This window comes from Streptomyces flavidovirens DSM 40150 (assembly GCF_000429085.1).
GTDB classification, from domain to species: domain Bacteria; phylum Actinomycetota; class Actinomycetes; order Streptomycetales; family Streptomycetaceae; genus Streptomyces; species Streptomyces flavidovirens.
Map to the genome: position 1 here is coordinate 13,790 of NZ_AUBE01000034.1, position 16,489 is coordinate 30,278.

13 protein-coding genes and 4 tRNA genes are annotated in these 16,489 nt (G+C 70.6%); 7 read left to right on the forward strand and 10 right to left on the reverse strand.

The genetic code is table 11. The annotated features are described in order from the left end of the window. Positions 1-218: 218 nt before the first annotated feature. From G412_RS0128835 to G412_RS0128855, 5 genes are all read right to left on the reverse strand, one after another. Positions 219-2,471 carry a DEAD/DEAH box helicase gene (locus G412_RS0128835; protein WP_028815092.1) on the reverse strand — a complete coding sequence of 751 codons (2,253 nt, stop codon included), beginning with the start codon at positions 2,469-2,471 and terminating at the stop codon, positions 219-221. A gap of 226 nt (positions 2,472-2,697) precedes the next feature. Next, entirely contained in the window at positions 2,698-3,210 is a 513-nt protein-coding gene (locus tag G412_RS0128840; protein ID WP_244283290.1) for a hypothetical protein, read from the reverse strand. 176 nt (positions 3,211-3,386) lie between these two features. Then, on the reverse strand, positions 3,387-3,749 hold the full coding sequence (locus G412_RS0128845) for a fluoride efflux transporter FluC (protein WP_028815094.1): 363 nt from the start codon (positions 3,747-3,749) through the stop codon (positions 3,387-3,389). Beyond that, positions 3,746-4,222 (reverse strand): fluoride efflux transporter FluC, encoded by a 477-nt coding sequence (locus G412_RS0128850; RefSeq protein ID WP_028815095.1) that lies wholly within the window; start codon positions 4,220-4,222, stop codon positions 3,746-3,748. The genes G412_RS0128845 and G412_RS0128850 overlap by 4 nt, the downstream gene beginning before the upstream one ends. Positions 4,223-4,227: 5 nt before the next feature. Next, a complete protein-coding gene (locus tag G412_RS0128855) occupies positions 4,228-4,590 on the reverse strand; it encodes a metallopeptidase family protein (RefSeq protein WP_028815096.1) in 363 nt (120 codons plus the stop codon). A gap of 86 nt (positions 4,591-4,676) precedes the next feature. Between G412_RS0128855 and G412_RS0128860 the strand changes: the two genes are divergently transcribed. From G412_RS0128860 to G412_RS0128875, 4 genes are all read left to right on the forward strand, one after another. Further along, positions 4,677-6,245 (forward strand): metallophosphoesterase family protein, encoded by a 1,569-nt coding sequence (locus G412_RS0128860; RefSeq protein WP_037650153.1) that lies wholly within the window; start codon positions 4,677-4,679, stop codon positions 6,243-6,245. Positions 6,246-6,324: 79 nt separating this feature from the next. Then, positions 6,325-6,397 (forward strand) — tRNA-Glu (locus G412_RS0128865). Between the two features lie 39 nt (positions 6,398-6,436). Further along, positions 6,437-6,511, forward strand: a tRNA-Asp gene (locus G412_RS0128870). Between the two features lie 22 nt (positions 6,512-6,533). Then, positions 6,534-6,610 (forward strand) — tRNA-Phe (locus G412_RS0128875). A 37-nt stretch (positions 6,611-6,647) separates the two neighbouring features. Here the strand turns inward: G412_RS0128875 and G412_RS0128880 are convergent. The 3 genes from G412_RS0128880 to G412_RS39895 all read right to left on the reverse strand — a co-directional run bounded on the left by G412_RS0128880 (position 6,648) and on the right by G412_RS39895 (position 9,678). Beyond that, entirely contained in the window at positions 6,648-7,484 is an 837-nt protein-coding gene (locus tag G412_RS0128880) for a cytochrome c biogenesis CcdA family protein (protein ID WP_028815098.1), read from the reverse strand. Then, positions 7,481-8,233: a DsbA family protein gene (locus G412_RS36470; RefSeq protein WP_037650156.1), complete on the reverse strand. Its 753-nt coding sequence runs from the start codon at positions 8,231-8,233 to the stop codon at positions 7,481-7,483. Before G412_RS36470 ends, G412_RS0128880 begins: the two co-directional genes overlap by 4 nt. Positions 8,234-9,165: 932 nt before the next feature. Beyond that, positions 9,166-9,678 carry a hypothetical protein gene (locus tag G412_RS39895; RefSeq protein WP_157839187.1) on the reverse strand — a complete coding sequence of 171 codons (513 nt, stop codon included), beginning with the start codon at positions 9,676-9,678 and terminating at the stop codon, positions 9,166-9,168. Between the two features lie 199 nt (positions 9,679-9,877). On the opposite strand from G412_RS39895, the gene hrpA reads away from it, so the two are divergent. The 3 genes from hrpA (at position 9,878) to G412_RS36480 (ending at position 14,368) form a co-directional block, all read left to right on the forward strand. Beyond that, positions 9,878-13,798: an ATP-dependent RNA helicase HrpA gene (hrpA, locus tag G412_RS0128895; RefSeq protein WP_028815099.1), complete on the forward strand. Its 3,921-nt coding sequence runs from the start codon at positions 9,878-9,880 to the stop codon at positions 13,796-13,798. A gap of 93 nt (positions 13,799-13,891) precedes the next feature. Continuing rightward, a tRNA-Asp gene (locus G412_RS0128900) sits at positions 13,892-13,966 on the forward strand. 126 nt (positions 13,967-14,092) lie between these two features. After that, positions 14,093-14,368, forward strand: a complete 276-nt coding sequence (locus G412_RS36480) for a DUF6274 family protein (RefSeq protein WP_051338677.1) — start codon at positions 14,093-14,095, stop codon at positions 14,366-14,368. 380 nt (positions 14,369-14,748) lie between these two features. Here G412_RS36480 and bldC read toward each other — a convergent pair whose 3' ends face one another. After that, on the reverse strand, positions 14,749-14,955 hold the full coding sequence (gene bldC, locus G412_RS0128910; protein ID WP_003949541.1) for a developmental transcriptional regulator BldC: 207 nt from the start codon (positions 14,953-14,955) through the stop codon (positions 14,749-14,751). 471 nt (positions 14,956-15,426) lie between these two features. Next, on the reverse strand, positions 15,427-16,278 hold the full coding sequence (locus G412_RS0128915; RefSeq protein WP_028815100.1) for a DUF8083 family protein: 852 nt from the start codon (positions 16,276-16,278) through the stop codon (positions 15,427-15,429). Positions 16,279-16,489: the final 211 nt, after the last annotated feature.

The window sequence follows — 16,489 nt, forward strand, 5'->3', positions numbered from 1 at the left end:
ACTGGGGCTGTCGGAGCCGCGCGGGCCTCGGAAGTGTGCGCCGGTGGCGAATCGAACCGAGCCACGCCGGCGGAAGTGCCCCCCATGCAAGTCGGCGGAGCGTAACAGGAGTTACCCATGTGAGGAGGGGCAAAGAAAAGCGGGCCCGTTCGTGAAGAACGGGCCCGCTTCGCAGGTCAGCGCGTTACGCCGCCGGGTTGATCACACTGATCGGGGGATCAGCTGCGCTTCCAGCGCGGCTTGTCGTCACGGCGGCCGAACGAGCCGGTGGCCGTGCCGGTACCGGTGCCGGTGCCGCGGTGGTCGTCACGACGGCCCTGCGGGCGGTCGTGGCCGCCGGTGCGGAAGCCGCCGCCGGCCGGACGGTCGTCACGACGGTCGCGGTTGAACGGACGGTCGGCGCCGCCGGAGCGGAAGCCGCCACCGGTGGCCGGACGGTCGTCACGGCGCTGGAAGCCGCCACGGTCGCCACCGCGGTCGTCACGACGGTCGTTGTCGCGGCGGAAGCCACCGCCACGGTTGTCGTCGCGGCGCTCGAAGGAACGGCCACCACGGTCGCCACCGGCCGGACGGTCGTCACGACGCTGGAAACCGCCGCGCTCGCCACCACGGTCGTCACGACGGAAGCCGCCACCACGGTTGTCGTCGCGGCGCTCGAACGGACGGCCACCACGGTCGCCACCGGCCGGACGGTCGTCACGACGCTGGAAGCCACCGCGCTCGCCACCACGGTCGTCGCGGCGGAAGCCGCCACCACGGTTGTCGTCACGACGCTCGAACGGACGCCCGCCGCGGTCGCCACCACGGTCGCCGCGGTCGTCACGGCGCTGGAAGTTGCCCCGGTCGTCACGGCGTTCCGGCGCCTGGGCCGGAACAGCGGCGGCGGCCTCAGCCGCAGCCAGCTCGGCCTCGGCGGCCTTGGCCGCCTCGGCGACAGCCTCGTCCGGGTCCTCGCCACGCTCACGCGCCGCGCGGGCCACCAGACGGTCGGCCTCCTCGCGGAGCTCGGTCGCTCGGCGCTGGACGCGCTCCAGCTCGCGGGTGAGCTCCTTGGCCTCGCGCTCCGCCTGCTTGGCGGCGTTGTTCGCGGAGTCGGCCTGGACCTCGGTCAGCGAACGGGCGCCGGTGATCTCGGCGACCTCCGGCTCGAACGCGCCCGCACCGCCGACGATGTGGCGCGAGGCGTCGACGCCCGCGTCCTCCATCAGGCGGAAGATCTGGCGACGCTGGTGCGGCAGGGAGAGCGAGACGACTACGCCGGACTTGCCCGCACGAGCCGTACGGCCCGAGCGGTGCAGGTAGTCCTTGTGGTCGCCGGCCGGGTCCACGTTCAGGACCAGGTCGATGCCGTCGACGTGGATGCCGCGAGCGGCGACGTCGGTGGCGACCAGGGCGTTGACGTAACCCTTCTTGAAGTCCTCGAGGACGCGCGTACGGGCGCCCTGCGTCATGCCGCCGTGCAGCGCGTCGGCCTTGACGCCCGAGTCCTGGAGCTGCTCGGCGATGCGGTCCGCGCCCAGCTGGGTGCGGACGAAGATGATCGTGCGGCCCTTGCGGGCGGCGATCGCGGCCGTGACCGGCGCCTTGTCCTTCGGCTTCACGACGAGGACGTGGTGGGTCATGGTCGAGACGTTGCCCTGGGCGCTGTCGACCTCGTGGGTGACCGGGTTGGTCAGGTAGCGCTTGACCAGCGTGCTGATCTCGTTCTCCATGGTGGCGGAGAAGAGCATCCGCTGGCCGCCGCCGGGGATCTGGTCGAGCAGCTCGGTGACCTCGGGCAGGAAGCCCAGGTCGGACATCTGGTCGGCCTCGTCGAGGACGGCGACCTGGACGTTCGCGAGCGACGCGGCGCCTCGGTTGAGCAGGTCGCGCAGCCGGCCCGGAGTGGCGACGAGGACGTCGACGCCGCGCTCCAGGGCGTAGATCTGGTTGCTCATGGACGTACCGCCGCAGACGACCTTCATCTTCAGGCCGAGTACGTCGCCGTACGGCTGAAGGGCGTCCGCGACCTGCATCGCGAGCTCACGCGTCGGCGTGAGGATGATCGCGCGGGGCTTCTTCTTCTCGGTGTGACCGCCGGCCAGCGCGGCCAGGGTCGGCAGACCGAAGGAGAGCGTCTTGCCGGAGCCGGTGCGGCCACGGCCGAGGATGTCCTTGCCGGCCAGGGCGTCCGGGATGGTCGCGGCCTGGATCGGGAAGGGGGCGGTGACGCCGTTCTGCGCGAGCTTGCGGACGATGCCGTCCGGCAGGCCCAGGGAGGCGAAGGTCACAGTGGGCTCGGCGTCGACGTCGGCCGCGGCCTCGGTGTCGTCCGCCTCAGTGGCCTCAGCGGCCTCGACCGCGTCGTCGAGCTCGGTGATCTCGGCCGGGATCTCTGCGGTGAGCTCGGTGGCCTCGATGACGTCGGCGGTCGCTACGACCGTCTCGGCGTTCTCGGGCATGGCGGTGCGGTCAGTGCTGGAAATGGACATACGAAATGCGAAACCTCTCGGAGTCTCGGCACGCGCCCAAACTCCGTGAAATCGCAAATCAATCGCAAATCGACCGCCTCAGTGCGGTCAGTCACGGTAAGGGAGAGTACGCGCCACGGGGCGCTCAAGGCCCTCGTCTTTTACGAGAACTCAACGGCGCCGGGCAATGGGATCAAACGATCTATAACCATACGCACCCTCCCCCACTTCTGGCAAACCGGGGTCGCTACACCGGCCCCACCTGCGGCGATGCCGCCGGCTCGCGCTTCATCTCCCGCCGCTGCCCCATCGCCGCCGTCTGCGTGTCCGCCGCCGGCGACGCCGACGGCGGCGGCGGGGTCGGCTCCGGCTCGGACGGCTCCGGAGGCGGCGGCTCCGTGGCCGGCGGCGGCTCGGACGGCTCCGGGGGCGGCGTCGGCGCCGGCGTGTCCTGCGTCGGCGTCGGCACGCCGGGGCGCGGCTTCGGCCGGGGGCCGTCGCGCCGGGGCGGGGCCTGGCCGCTCTTCGACGGTGCGGCCGAGGCGCCCGGCGACGCGCCGGGACTCGCCGAGGCGTCGTCCACGGCCTTGCCGTCGTCAGCCTTCTCGCCGCCGTCGCGGCCGGCTTCGGGCCGCCCGCCCGTACGGCCCATTCCCGCCCCGGTCCGCGCCTGCCCGCCGTCGGGTTCCGCCGCCGCGGCCCCCTGCCGGGCCGCCGAACGGGACGGCGCCGGTTTGCCTCCCTCGTCGCTCACGCTCATGCATCCCGCGGACGCCGCGACCGCGAGGGCGGCGGCGGCCAATCTGACAGGAGCAAATCGGGCAGGCGGGAGCAACTGGCGCACGGGCGGCACCTCCGGGGCACGGCGGGCGGGATTTCACTGCCCAACTCCCTTTGGCCCACAAGAGACACGCAAGGAGCGCCCCCCGACGACCGCTACTGCACCAGCCCCCGCGCGACATCGAACCCGAGAAAGACGGCGCCGAGCCCCACCAGCAGTGACGCCCCCACATTGGCCACCGCGAGGAACGTCCAGCCGCGCTCCGCCAGCCGCAGCGTCTCGTAACTGAAAGTCGAGTACGTCGAAAGGGCCCCGCACAGCCCGGTCCCGAGCAGCGCGTACGTCCCCGAGAACACCAGCGCCCCCGTCAGCACCCCCAGCAACAGGCTCGCCCCCGCGTTGACCACGAACGTCCCCCACGGGAACACCGAGTCGTGCCGCACCTGCACCGCACGGTCCGTCAGATACCGCAGCGGCGCCCCGACGGCCGCCCCCACCGCCACCAACAGCCAGTTCACGAGGCGGCCCCCGCCCGCGCCACGGCAGCCCGCGTCACCGCCACGCCGGCCCACACCGCACCCAGCGCCCCCGCGAGGGTGCCGGCGGCGTACCCCATCGCGGTGAGCGCCTCCCCCCGCTCCAGCAGCCGCGCCACATCCACGGCGTACGTCGAGAAGGTCGTGAAGCCACCGAGCACGCCGACCCCGAGAAACGGCCTGAGCAGCGCGTGCCCCCGGCCCTGCTCGCTCACCAGCACCATCAGTACGCCGATCAGCGCGCAGCCCACCACATTGACGCCGAAGACCGTCCACACGCTTCCGGGCCACAGGACCACCGCGCCGTACCTGGCCAGCGCCCCCAGGACACCGCCCGCGGAGATCGCCGCGAGCACCCGCCACTTGCCGCGCCCGGCGGTCTCGGCGCGCTGCGCGGGCACATGGAGATCGACATCGGGGTCGATCGCGCCCTCAGAACCGGTCGGGTGGCTCAGCCGGCTCACCCGTACCCCAGTGCGTGCAGCCGCTCGTCGTCGATCCCGAAGTGGTGCGCCACCTCGTGGACGACGGTGATCTCCGTCTCCGCGACGACGTCCTCGCGGGACTCGCACATCCGCAGCGTCGGCCCCCGGTAGATCGTGATCCGGTCCGGCAGCACACCCGCGTACCACTCGCCACGGTCCGTCAGCGGGGTCCCCTCGTACAGTCCGAGCAGGTCCGGGCCGTGGTCGGGGTCGTCCGTCGCCGGCTCGTCCTCCACGAACACCGCGACGTTGTCCATCAGTCGCGTCAGCTCCGGCGGGATCCTGTCCAGCGCCTCGGCGACCAGTTCCTCGAACTCCTCACGCGTCATCTCCAGCACCCGGCCATTGTCACGTAATTCCGTGCGACGGGGTGGGGTGAGTTCCGCCCGGCATGAGCCGCCGCCCCCATGGGCATACGGGACCAATGGCCCGCGCCCCTTTTCGTGCCACGAAGATCCTGCCGCTGACCCGACTGCGACGCCACTACCGCTCCCGCACCACCACCCCCACCAGCACCCTCGTCCACACCCCGCATCCCTACGCGCGGGCCCTGGGTCTCGCCGCGGTGGTGCTCTGCGGTGCCTGGCTCGGTCTGCTGATCGTCGGCAGCGTCCGTACGCCGGTCGGTCCGATGGACACGACCATGACGCTCCGCGCGTCCGCCGCCGGCGGCACGAAGATCAACGTCTCCCCGCTGGGCGCCCTCGAACTCGACACCCACGTCGCCCCCGTCCGCCTCGACGTGGACGTCGACCAGCTCGACCCGGTCCGCTCCCAGGCCCTCGTCGAACACCCCGAGCGCCTCTCCGGCCTCCAGGAAGAGATCACCCAGGACGTGGCCGACGGCGCGACGGACCTGGCCGTACGCTCCTGCGTCGCCGTCGTGTCGGGCGCCACCGCCCTCGGCCTCGCCGTCTACCGGCGCCCGCGCCGCGCCCTGGCGGCGGGCGGCCTCGCGCTCGCCCTGCTGACGGCCTCGGGCATCAGCGCGTACGCCACCTGGAACCCGAAGTCGGTCCTGGAGCCGAAGTTCTCCGGCCTGCTCTCCTCCGCACCCTCGGTGGTCGGCAACGCGCGCAGCATCGTCAGCGAGTTCGACGTCTACCAGAAGGAGCTGGCGCGGCTCGTCACCAATGTGACGAAGCTGTACGACGCCACCTCGTCGCTCCCCACCTACCAGCCGGACCCGGCCACGATGCGTGTCCTGCACGTCTCGGACATCCATCTCAACCCGGCGTCGTGGCACATCATCGGCTCGCTGGTCGAGCAGTACGACATCGACCTGATCATCGACTCCGGCGACACGATGGACCACGGCACGGCCGCCGAGAACGGCTTCCTCGACCCGATCTCCGACCTGGGTGCCCCGTACGTCTGGGTGCGCGGCAACCACGATTCGCTCGCCACCCAGCGCTACCTCGAACGGCTCAAGGGCGTCCACGTCCTCGACAACGGCAAGGCGGTGACAGTGGCGGGGCTCCGGGTGGCGGGCACCGGCGACCCGCAGTTCACCCCGGACCGCTCGGTCGCGGCGCAGGGCGATCCGGCCGAACGCATGGCGGGCATCCGCCTCGCCTCGGCCCTGCGCGACCAGAAGCGGGCCGGCGCGCCCGTCGACATCGCGGTGGCGCACAACCCGGTCGCGGCGCGCGAGACGGACGGCACGGTTCCGCTGGTCCTGGCCGGGCATGTGCACAACCGCAGGACGGAGGTGCTCAAGCACGGCACCCGCCTCAAGATCGAGGGTTCGACGGGCGGCGGCGGTCTGCGGGCGCTGCAGAACGACGAGCCGGAGAAGGTGCGTGCGTCGGTGCTCTATCTGGACCGTACGACCAAGCGGCTGCAGGCCTGGGACGAGGTCACGCTGGGCGGCCTGGGCCTGACGACGGCCGAGGTCAGCCGCCATCTCCCGGCCGAGAACAGGCCCGGAGCACCCCCTTCCCCGACCCCCTCCGCCACCCCTTCGCCGACCTCCCCGGCGCCCTCCCCGTAAAGCGTTTTGGCGAACGGTCCCGCCATCCCATATGCTTCTCACGTCCCCGACGCGCTGCAAAGCGCCCAGGCGGGCTCTAGCCCTCATCGTCTAGTGGCCCAGGACGCCGCCCTTTCAAGGCGGTAGCACGGGTTCGAATCCCGTTGGGGGCACGCACAACCGTGTGCGAGACTTGTTCTCGCACCACGCTTGGTCCTGTGGAGCAGTTTGGAGTGCTCGCCACCCTGTCAAGGTGGAGGCCGCGGGTTCAAATCCCGTCAGGACCGCTGCGGATCGAGAGATCCGAGTGGCTGGGTAGCTCAGTTGGTACGAGCGATCGCCTGAAAAGCGATAGGTCGCCGGTTCGATCCCGGCCCCAGCCACCACTTCGAAGGCCCCGTCCACCGGACGGGGCCTTTCGCGTTACCCCTCCTCGGCGGGGGCCTTGCGGCGCCGGGCGCGCAGGGCGAGCGCCACGGCCACCACCGCCACCACACCGGTGAGCAGGACGGCGTCGGGGACGGATTCGCCGAGGCCGCTCACCCACTGCTCGACGGCGAACGAGTCGTCCACGTCCAGGAGACCGGGCAGGGCCGTAGTCCCGTCGAACACGAGGAAGAGCGCACCCAGGGCGACGAAGAAGAGCCCGGACAGCAGCGACGTCGTGTGCAGCTCGAAGCGCCCCACCTTGAACGCCCGCCCCCGCAGCCACTGCCGCCTCCCCAGTTCGAACCGCTCCCAGAGCAGCGCCAGCAGGAACAGCGGCACGGCCATGCCCAACGCGTAGACGGCCAGCAGCAGTCCGCCGTACACCGGACTGCCGCTGACGGCCGCGACCGTCAGGACGCTGCCGAGGATGGGGCCCGCGCAGAAGCCCGCCAGGCCGTAGACGGCTCCCAGCGCGTACACGGAGACCGCCGTCGTGGGCCTGATCCGCCCCGACAGGGCGGCGATACGGCGGGACGCGAAGCCCATGCCCAGGATCTGCGCGACGCCGAGCGCGATGATCAGCCAGCCACCGGCGAGGACGAGCTGGTCGCGGTGCCCGTAGAAGAGCCGCCCGGCGTACGAGCCGGCCGCGCCCAGCGGTACGAGGGTGGTGGCGAGTCCGGCGTAGAAGATGCCGGTCCTGGCCGTCAGGCGTGACGCCGAGTCGATCGAGTACGCGAAGAAGGCGGGGAGCAGGAGTGCGCTGCACGGGCTGAGCAGGGCGAGGAGCCCGCCGAGGAAGGCGGCGAGATACCCGATGCCGGCGCTCACTCGCCCGCCTTCGCGGTCTTCGCCGCCGACTCGATGGCCGAGGTGAAGGTTTCGGCGGGCTGGGCGCCGGCGATCGGCCTGCCGTTGACGAGGAAGGACGGCGTGGAGGTGGCACCCAACTGGTACGCCTCCTCCTGGTCCTTCTTCACAGCCTTCGCGGCGGCTTCGCTGCCCGCGTCCCGGCTGAAGCGGGCGATGTCCTTGACCCCCGCCTCCTCGGCCAGGGCCTTGAGCCGGGCGTCCCCGAAGCCCTTCTCCTTGGCACCGTCGGCGTACGCGGCCGCGTGGAACTGCCAGAAGCGGCCCTGCTGCCCGGCCGCCCAGGCCGCACGGGCCGCCGCTTCGGACTCCTCGCCGAAGATCGGGAAGTTGCGCCATTCGATGCGCAGGGTGCCGGCGTCGACGTACTTCTTCACGAGGGCGGGCTCGGTGTCGCGGGCGAACTTTCCGCAGTAGCCGCACTTGAAGTCGGCGTACTCGATGAGCACGACGGGCGCGTCGGCCCGGCCCTGCGCGAGCGAGTCCTCGGGGTCGCGCCGCGCGAGCTTCGCGAGCTCGGGGTAGACGCCGGCCTGCGGGTCGGCGGAGACCTCGGCGGCGGGCGCGTCGGCGGAGACGGCGGTGCGGGTCTCGCCGGGCTTGGTGGCGGTGTACGAGACGACGCCGAGCAGGACGGCTGCGGCGGCGACGGCCGCGCCGATGGCGATGCCGCGGCGGGCGGAGTTTTTGGGTGAGGAGGAAGAGGTCATGGGTGTTTCGGTGCTCCTGAACGGGATGAGGGAGATGGGATGGGAGGTGGAAGCGAGGGGGCGGGCGCGGGTGGCCGGCACCGAGAGCCGGGAGCCGGAAGCGGAAGCCGGGCGGAGCCTTTCCCCACCCCGCCCCTTCCCGAACGGGGCTCGGCCCCGCCCCGGTCCTCAAACGCCGGACGGGCTGAGGAGGCGGAGGGTCGCCGCCGCACGGAAAGGGCCCGAGCCCACCAGCACCGGCACCGCCGCGCCTTACCGGCCGGGCGCCACACGGCCGGCAGACCATGCCCGGCCGGGCAGAGGTGGCCGGCCTTGCCTGAAGGCATCCCCGCCACCCAACTAAAGCCCGCCCAGAAAGCTGAACCGTTCCGACAAGCCGGAACCTGCCGCCGAGGCGAACCGTGACACCCGCCCCGCCCGGCAAAGCCGAGGCCGGCCGGCGGACCAAGTCCTGGCTGGGCGCACCCAGCCCGTCCGACCCCCGGCCCGCAAAGCCGAGACCGGACGGCCGATCAAGAGCAGGGCGGGCGTACCCAGCCCGTCCGACCCCGGCCGGCCCCGCAAAGCGGGGGCCGGTCGGCCGATCAAGACCTAGGTGGGCGCACCCAGCCGTCCGGCCCCGCCCGCGGCCCGCAAAGCCGAGGCCCGTCGGCCGATCAAGACCAGGGCGTGCGTACCCAACCCGTCGGACCCCCGGCCCGCCCCGCAAAGCCGAGGCCGGACGGCCGATCAAGTCCTAGGCGGGCGCACCCAGCCGTCCGGCCCCGCCCCCGGCCCGCAAAGCCGGGGCCGGTCGGCGGATCGAGTCCTGGGTGGGCGTATCCAGCCCGTCCGGCGTTTGAGGACACGCCCGGAGGGTGTCCGGGGGTCCGGGGGCTTGCCCACGGTTCGGGAAGGGGCGGGTTGGGGAAAGAAGCCCCGCCGGGCGGCGCCTAGACGCGCAGGATCGAGAGGTCTATCGGCGTCGGGGGGCTCAGCGGCGGTGGCCGGTGTTCCGGTGAGGGACGCGGGGCCAGGGCGTCGGCGCCCCAGGAGCCCGCCCCGGCCCTGGCTTCGTGGAGGGCCGGCATCAGCTCGTACGCCGCCCCACCGCGCGGCGGAGTCGCGGGCGTGTTCGCCATACCGTCCCGGTGGCTCTCACGGCAGCCGGGCTCGTCGGAAGCAGGCGCCGTGGCCGCAGCCATCGCCGTCGCCGTCGCCGTCGCGACCGGAACTTCGGCGACCGGCGCTTCGCCAACCGCAGCTCCGGCGACCGCAGCTCCGGCGACCGCAGCTCCGGCCACCGGGGCGTCTGCCGCCGACACGCGTCCGTCCGCCGTGTCCGTACCCAGCAGCAGCACCGCCACCGCCACCGCCACCGCAAGCAACGTCCCCAGCAGCACTCTCACCGCCGCCGCGCTCGCCGCGGGCGCCGCGCTGCGGCTCTGGCGGCTGGCCTGGGGCATGGGGGTGGATCTCCTGTCCGGGGACGACGTCCGGTAAAGCGTAAAGGCTCCGGCGGCGCCGCCCCGGAGCGCCCCGCCCCCAGCGCCCCGCCCCCAGCGCCCCGCTCCCCGCTCCCACCAGCGCCCCCGCCACCGCGCCCCGCCCCCGCCCGAAATCGGTTCGCCAGTCGCGACCGGCGGGTGAGATCCTGAATCAGGTATGTCTACTTCCTTCGCCGACCTCCAGACCGTGCTCGGGGGGCTGCCGCTCCGCGACGCCCACCGGCTCGGCCGCCGTCTCGACGGCGCCCGTCGCATCCGCAAGCCCGAGGCCCGCCAGGCCGTGCTGGACGAAATCGCCGCCGAGGCGGAGAAGTCCGCCGCCCGTCTGGCGCAGCGTGCTGCCCGGATGCCGGAGATCACGTATCCGGAGTCGCTGCCGGTCAGCCAGCGCAAGGACGACATCGCCGAGGCGATACGCGACCACCAGGTCGTGATCGTCGCGGGCGAGACCGGCTCCGGCAAGACGACGCAGATCCCCAAGATCTGCATGGAGCTGGGCCGCGGCGTGAAGGGCATGATCGGCCACACCCAGCCCCGCCGCATCGCCGCCCGCACCGTCGCCGAACGCATCGCGGACGAGCTGAAGACCCCGCTCGGCGAGGCGGTCGGCTGGAAGGTCCGGTTCACGGATCAGGTCAATCCGGACGCGACCTTCATCAAGCTCATGACGGACGGCATCCTGCTCGCCGAGATCCAGACGGACCGCGAGCTGCGCGCGTACGACACGATCATCATCGACGAGGCCCACGAGCGGTCGCTGAACATCGACTTCCTCCTCGGCTACCTCGCCCAGTTGCTGCCCAAGCGCCCGGACCTCAAGGTCGTCATCACCTCCGCGACCATCGACCCCGAGCGCTTCTCCCGTCACTTCGGCGACGCGCCCATCGTCGAGGTCAGCGGCCGTACGTACCCCGTCGAGGTCCGGTACCGGCCCCTCCTCGAAGACGACAGCGACGACTCCGACCGGGATCAGATCACCGCTATCGCCGACGCCGTGGACGAGCTCCAGGCCGAAGGCCCCGGCGACATCCTCGTCTTCCTCTCCGGCGAGCGCGAGATCCGCGACACCGCCGACGCGCTCAACAAGAAGAACCTCCGGCACACCGAGGTCCTCCCCCTCTACGCCCGCCTCTCGCACGCCGAACAGCACCGCGTCTTCCAGCGCCACACCGGCCGGCGGATCGTCCTCGCCACCAACGTCGCGGAGACCTCCCTCACCGTCCCCGGCATCAAGTACGTGATCGACCCAGGCACCGCCCGCATCTCCCGCTACAGCCACCGCACCAAGGTCCAGCGCCTGCCGATCGAGCGGATCAGCCAGGCCAGCGCCAACCAGCGCAAGGGCCGTTGCGGCCGTACGTCCGACGGCATCTGCATCCGGCTGTACGCCGAGGACGACTTCCTCACCCGGCCCGAGTTCACCGACGCCGAGATCCTGCGTACGAACCTCGCCTCCGTCATCCTCCAGATGACCGCCGCCGGCCTCGGCGACATCGAGAAGTTCCCGTTCATCGACCCGCCGGACCACCGCAACATCCGTGACGGTGTCCAGCTCCTCCAGGAGCTCGGCGCGCTGGACCCGTCCGAGAAGGACCCCAAGAAGCGGCTCACCGAGCAGGGGCGCAAGCTCGCCCAGCTTCCCGTCGACCCGCGCCTCGCCCGCATGGTCCTTGAGGCCGACCGCAACGGTTGCGTGCGCGAAGTCATGGTGATCGCCTCCGCGCTCTCCATCCAGGACCCGCGCGAGCGCCCGTCGGACAAGCAGCAGCAGGCGGACCAGCAGCACGCCCGCTTCAAGGACGAGACGTCCGACTTCCTCGCGTTCCTCAACCTCTGGCGGTACGTCCGCGAGCAGCAGAAGGAGCGCGGCTCCTCCAGCTTCCGCCGGATGTGCAAGTCGGAGTACCTCAACTTCCTGCGCATTCGCGAATGGCAGGACATCTACACCCAGCTCAGGTCCGTCGCCAAGCAGATGGGCATACATGTCAACGAGGACGACGCGCCCGAGCTGTCCGTGCACCAGTCGCTTCTCGCCGGACTCCTCTCCCACATCGGGCTGAAGGACACCGAGAAGAACGAGTACCTCGGCGCCCGCAGCGCCAAGTTCGCGATCTTCCCCGGCTCGGCGCTGTTCAAGAAGCAGCCCCGCTTCATCATGTCCGCCGAGCTGGTCGAAACGTCACGCCTGTGGGCACGGGTCAACGCGAAGATCGAGCCCGAGTGGATCGAGCCGCTCGCCCAGCACCTCCTCAAGCGCACGTACAGCGAGCCGCACTGGGAGAAGGACCAGGCGGCCGTCATGGCGTACGAGAGGGTCACGCTGTACGGCGTCCCGATCGTCGCCCAGCGCAAGGTCAACTACGGCCGGATCGATCCGGAGACCAGCCGCGATCTTTTCATTCGCAACGCACTGGTCGAGGGCGACTGGCGTACGCACCACAAGTTCTACGCCGACAACCGCAAGCTCCTCACCGAGGTCGAGGAGCTGGAGCACCGCGCCCGCCGCCGCGACATCCTCGTGGACGACGAGACGCTCTTCGACTTCTACGACCGGCGCATCCCCGAACATGTCGTCTCCGGCGCGCACTTCGACTCGTGGTGGAAGCACAAAAAGCGCGAAGAGCCCGAACTTCTCGATTTCGAGCGCGAGATGCTCATCAACGAGAAGGCCGGGGCCGTCACGAAGGACGACTACCCGGACTCCTGGCGACAGGGGAAGCTCAAGTTCCGGGTGACGTACCAATTCGAGCCCGGCGCGGACGCGGACGGCGTGACCGTCCACATCCCGCTCCAGGTCCTCAACCAGGTCACTTCCGAGGGCTTCGACTGGCAGATCCCCGGCCTGCGGGAAGAAGTGGTCACCGAGCTGATCCGCTCCCTCCCCAAGCCGATCCGCCGGCATTACGTCCCGGCGCCGGACTACGCCCGCAAGTTCCTGGAGCGGGCCGTGCCGTTGCAGGAGCCGCTGCCGCTCACGCTCGCGCGCGAGCTGAAGCGGATGGTCGGCGTCCCGGTCGAGGCCGACGACTTCGATCTCTCCCGCGTACCCGATCACTTGAAGATCACGTTCCGGATCGTCGACGAGCGTCGCAAGAACCTCGCCGAGGACAAGGACCTGGAGGCCCTGCGGCTGAAGCTGCGCCCCAAGGCCCGCCAGGCGCTCTCCAAGGCCGCCGCCGCCACCGCGGGCCCGACGGGCGAGTCGGTCGAACGTACGGGTCTCACGGACTGGACCATCGGCACGCTCAGCCGCGTCTTCGAGACGAGGAGAGCCGGACAGCCTGTGCGGGCCTACCCCGCCCTCGTCGACCAGGGCGAGAGCGTCGCCGTACGGCTCTTCGACACCGAGGCGGAGCAGCAGCAGGAGATGTGGCGCGGCACGCGCCGGCTCATCCTGCTCAACATCCCGGTCAATCCGGCGAAGTTCGCCTCGGACAAGCTCAGCAATCAGCAGAAACTGGCCCTTTCCCGCAATCCGCACGGCTCGATCCAGGCGCTCTTCGACGACTGCGCCACCGCTGCCGCCGACAAGCTCATCGCGGACCACGGCGGCCCGGCCTGGGACGAGGAATCGTTCCGCAAGCTGTACGACAAGGTCCGCGCCGACCTCGTGGACGCGACCGTACGCACGGTGAACCAGGTCCAGCAGATCCTGGCCGCCTGGCAGGCCTGTGAACGCCGCCTGAAGGCCACCAACAGCCTGACCCTGGTCAACAACGTCGCCGACGTACGCGACCAGCTGGCGGCCCTTGTGCCGACCGGGTTCGTCACGAAGACGGGGCTCCGCCGGCTGCCCGATCTGATGCGCTATCTGGTCGCGGTCGACCGCAGGCTCCAGCAGATGCCGACGGCCGTCCAGCGCGACACCACGCGCATGGAGAAGGTCCACGAGATGCAGGACGAGTACGCCTGGCTGCTGGAGCAGCTCCCGAAGGGCAGACCCGTGCCGCAGGAGGTTCTGGACATCCGCTGGATGATCGAGGAGCTGCGGGTGAGCTACTTCGCGCATGCCCTCGGGACGCCCCAGCCGGTCTCGGACAAGCGGATCGTGAAGGCGATCGACGCCGCGGCGCCGTAACTCCTCCGTCGCCTTGAGTGAGTTCGCCCGCACCCCCTGACCTGCTGTACAGTCTGTCTTCGCAGCGCCACGCAGTACGGCGAAGCGAATCAAGGTCCTGTGGAGCAGTTTGGAGTGCTCGCCACCCTGTCAAGGTGGAGGCCGCGGGTTCAAATCCCGTCAGGACCGCACGATACGAAGTAACAGAAGGCCCGGATCCGCAAGGATCCGGGCCTTCTTGCGTCTTGACTGGGTCATCTGCCACCGGTACCCAGACATCAGGGCATCGGGGGGCCCGCACCGGGGAGGTGACGCATGGCGGCATCAACGGCCAGGCACGAGACGCGTGCACTGCTGCGTGCCCATCTGGCGGCCTCGACGGGCTATCGCCACGTCACGAGGCACTGCCCCATCTGCCATCGGCTCCTGCGGCTCGCCATGGAGCCGGAGCCGGCGAAGCCGGTCAAGGCGGCGAGGACCGCGGAGGACACCACGGCCGACCAGTCCAGCGCGGGCAGCGCGGTCGGTGTGGTCGGCGAGGCCGCCGCCGGCGTGGAGAACGTCGAGGTCACCGACCCCCCGGCCTCGTGAGGCCCCTATCGCTGGTGGGGCCTGGATTTAACAAGAGTTGAGCCCTGTGACGGGTGTCACCGCACGAGTTTTGGAAACCAGCGCGCTTACACCCTCCCTACAACGGGCCAATTTAATATGTGCAATTGCACCCCTCCGCAGGGGCCTCCGGAAGCCTCCCCGGAAGTCGGCGGACCGCAGGTCAGAGCGGTCTACGCGCCCTCTTCGCGGGCATAAAAAAGATCGCGCTGGACCCGGCGGAGTCCAGCGCGATCGACGACGCACCCGTCTTGCATGGATGTGGCGCCTGTTGGGGCAGACGCCTGTCGTGTGGTGCTCAGGTGGGCGGCCGGGTTGGGGGACCCGGAGGAATGCCCGGTAAAACGGGGTTATGCGGTTGTTCAGGCCTCGCTGCGCTGCTGCGGAATGCCCGCAAGCAGTGCGCGGACCTCAGCCTCGCGGTAACGCCTGTGTCCACCAAGCGTGCGGATGGACGTGAGCTTGCCTGCCTTGGCCCAGCGCGTAACCGTCTTCGGGTCCACACGGAACATCGTGGCAACCTCAGCGGGGGTCAGCAGCGGCTCGGCGTCAGGGGTGCGAGCGGTCATGAGCGGCCTCCTCGGGAGAACCGAACCATCACGGTTCTTTCCTCTAAATTCTGCACCTTGACCCGCGTTGCCCGAAATGGTGGACGCGGGCCGAGTCGGTTATAGGACGAACGGCTTGTCCTCGGCACTACAACTACACCATCCGTCCAGCCACGTCGGCCAAACCGATGGAATTGCCCTCCCAGGTGTTCATCAGCGACGAAGCCGATGGACCATGCCATAGCGGACAGTCACGTCACAGTGACGATCAGTCACAGAGCGATCAGGAGCCACCAGACCCCCCATAGTGCGCAATACCGAGCCATTCCGCCCTTACATGGACGGAAGGAGCCCTCGCCGGACTCCTTGTCCTATTTTGGCATGAGGATGGGCGATGGGCGCAAGAGCCCGCTTAGTGCTGTCCGTCACCCTTGAGGCAAAGGCCCGGATCGGGACCTACGTCCCGGCCGCCCGGAGGCGACCCGAATGCTGTCAGTTCGCGAACTGGCGCTCGCGCACCACCCGCCACCGCTCCGTGAGCCGTCCGTACGCCTCACCGGCCGCCGCGCCGTCCCCGGCCCGCAGCGCCGCGATCCCCTCGGCCACGTCCGCCGCGGAGAGATCCCCGGCCAGATGCTCCTCGGGGAGTACGTGCGCCAGGCCGCCGTAATCGAGCTCGACCAGCGACCGGGGGTGGAACTCCTCCAGCCAGCGCCCCACGTCCACCAGGCCGTCGACCAGCGGCCCCCCGGCCTCCGCGTCGAGATGCTCCCGCAGCACCTTCAGGGCCCGCGCCACCCGCCGCCGCGCCTGGGCCATCGGCGTCCGGTAGCGCAGTACGGGCGTCGTCTCGCCCTCCGCCTTCGCGTACTCCCGCTCCTCACCCGAGAAGAGCGCGAACCAGCGCACCGGCACGTGCCACGCCGAGCTCCTGATCCACGGACGCGCGTCCGGGTTGCGCTCCAGCCAGCGCTCGAAGTCCGCGGCCGCCTGCCGGCGCACCAGCGGCGGCAGCGCCGCGTCCAGCAGCGGCTCCGGGAAGAGGTCGGGCAGCTCCTCCAGCGCCAGCCAGCCGCGCAGCCTCGTCCGCCAGGGACAGACGCACACGACTCCGTCCACCTCGGTCACGAACGCGTCACCGCTCTCGTGCACCGGCACCGGGACGGGCGGAATGGGCAGCAAGTCCACCAGGGACCGCCTCAGTTCGTCCTGGGCCGTGGGGAGCCGCTCGCGCTTCGCGTACCGCGCCCAATGGCCGCGTTCGGGCTCGGGGAAGGCCGCCAGCGGTTCGTACACCCGCAAATAGGAGACGTACGGGACGATCACCGAGGACTCCTGGGCCACGCCTGCTCCTCACTCGGACCGGAAATGAGCGACCGGAAATAAGCTCAAAGAACGAAAGGAAACCGGAGAGAAATCGTCCCACGGCTACTCCGCCAGGGGGTGATCCTCAGCACTGCCGCCCGCCCGCGGCTCCCCAGGTCTTACTCTCTTGCCCATCGGCCCTCCCCACCCGCAGGAGGGCGAAGCCGCCTCGCACTTGGGAGTCACCACC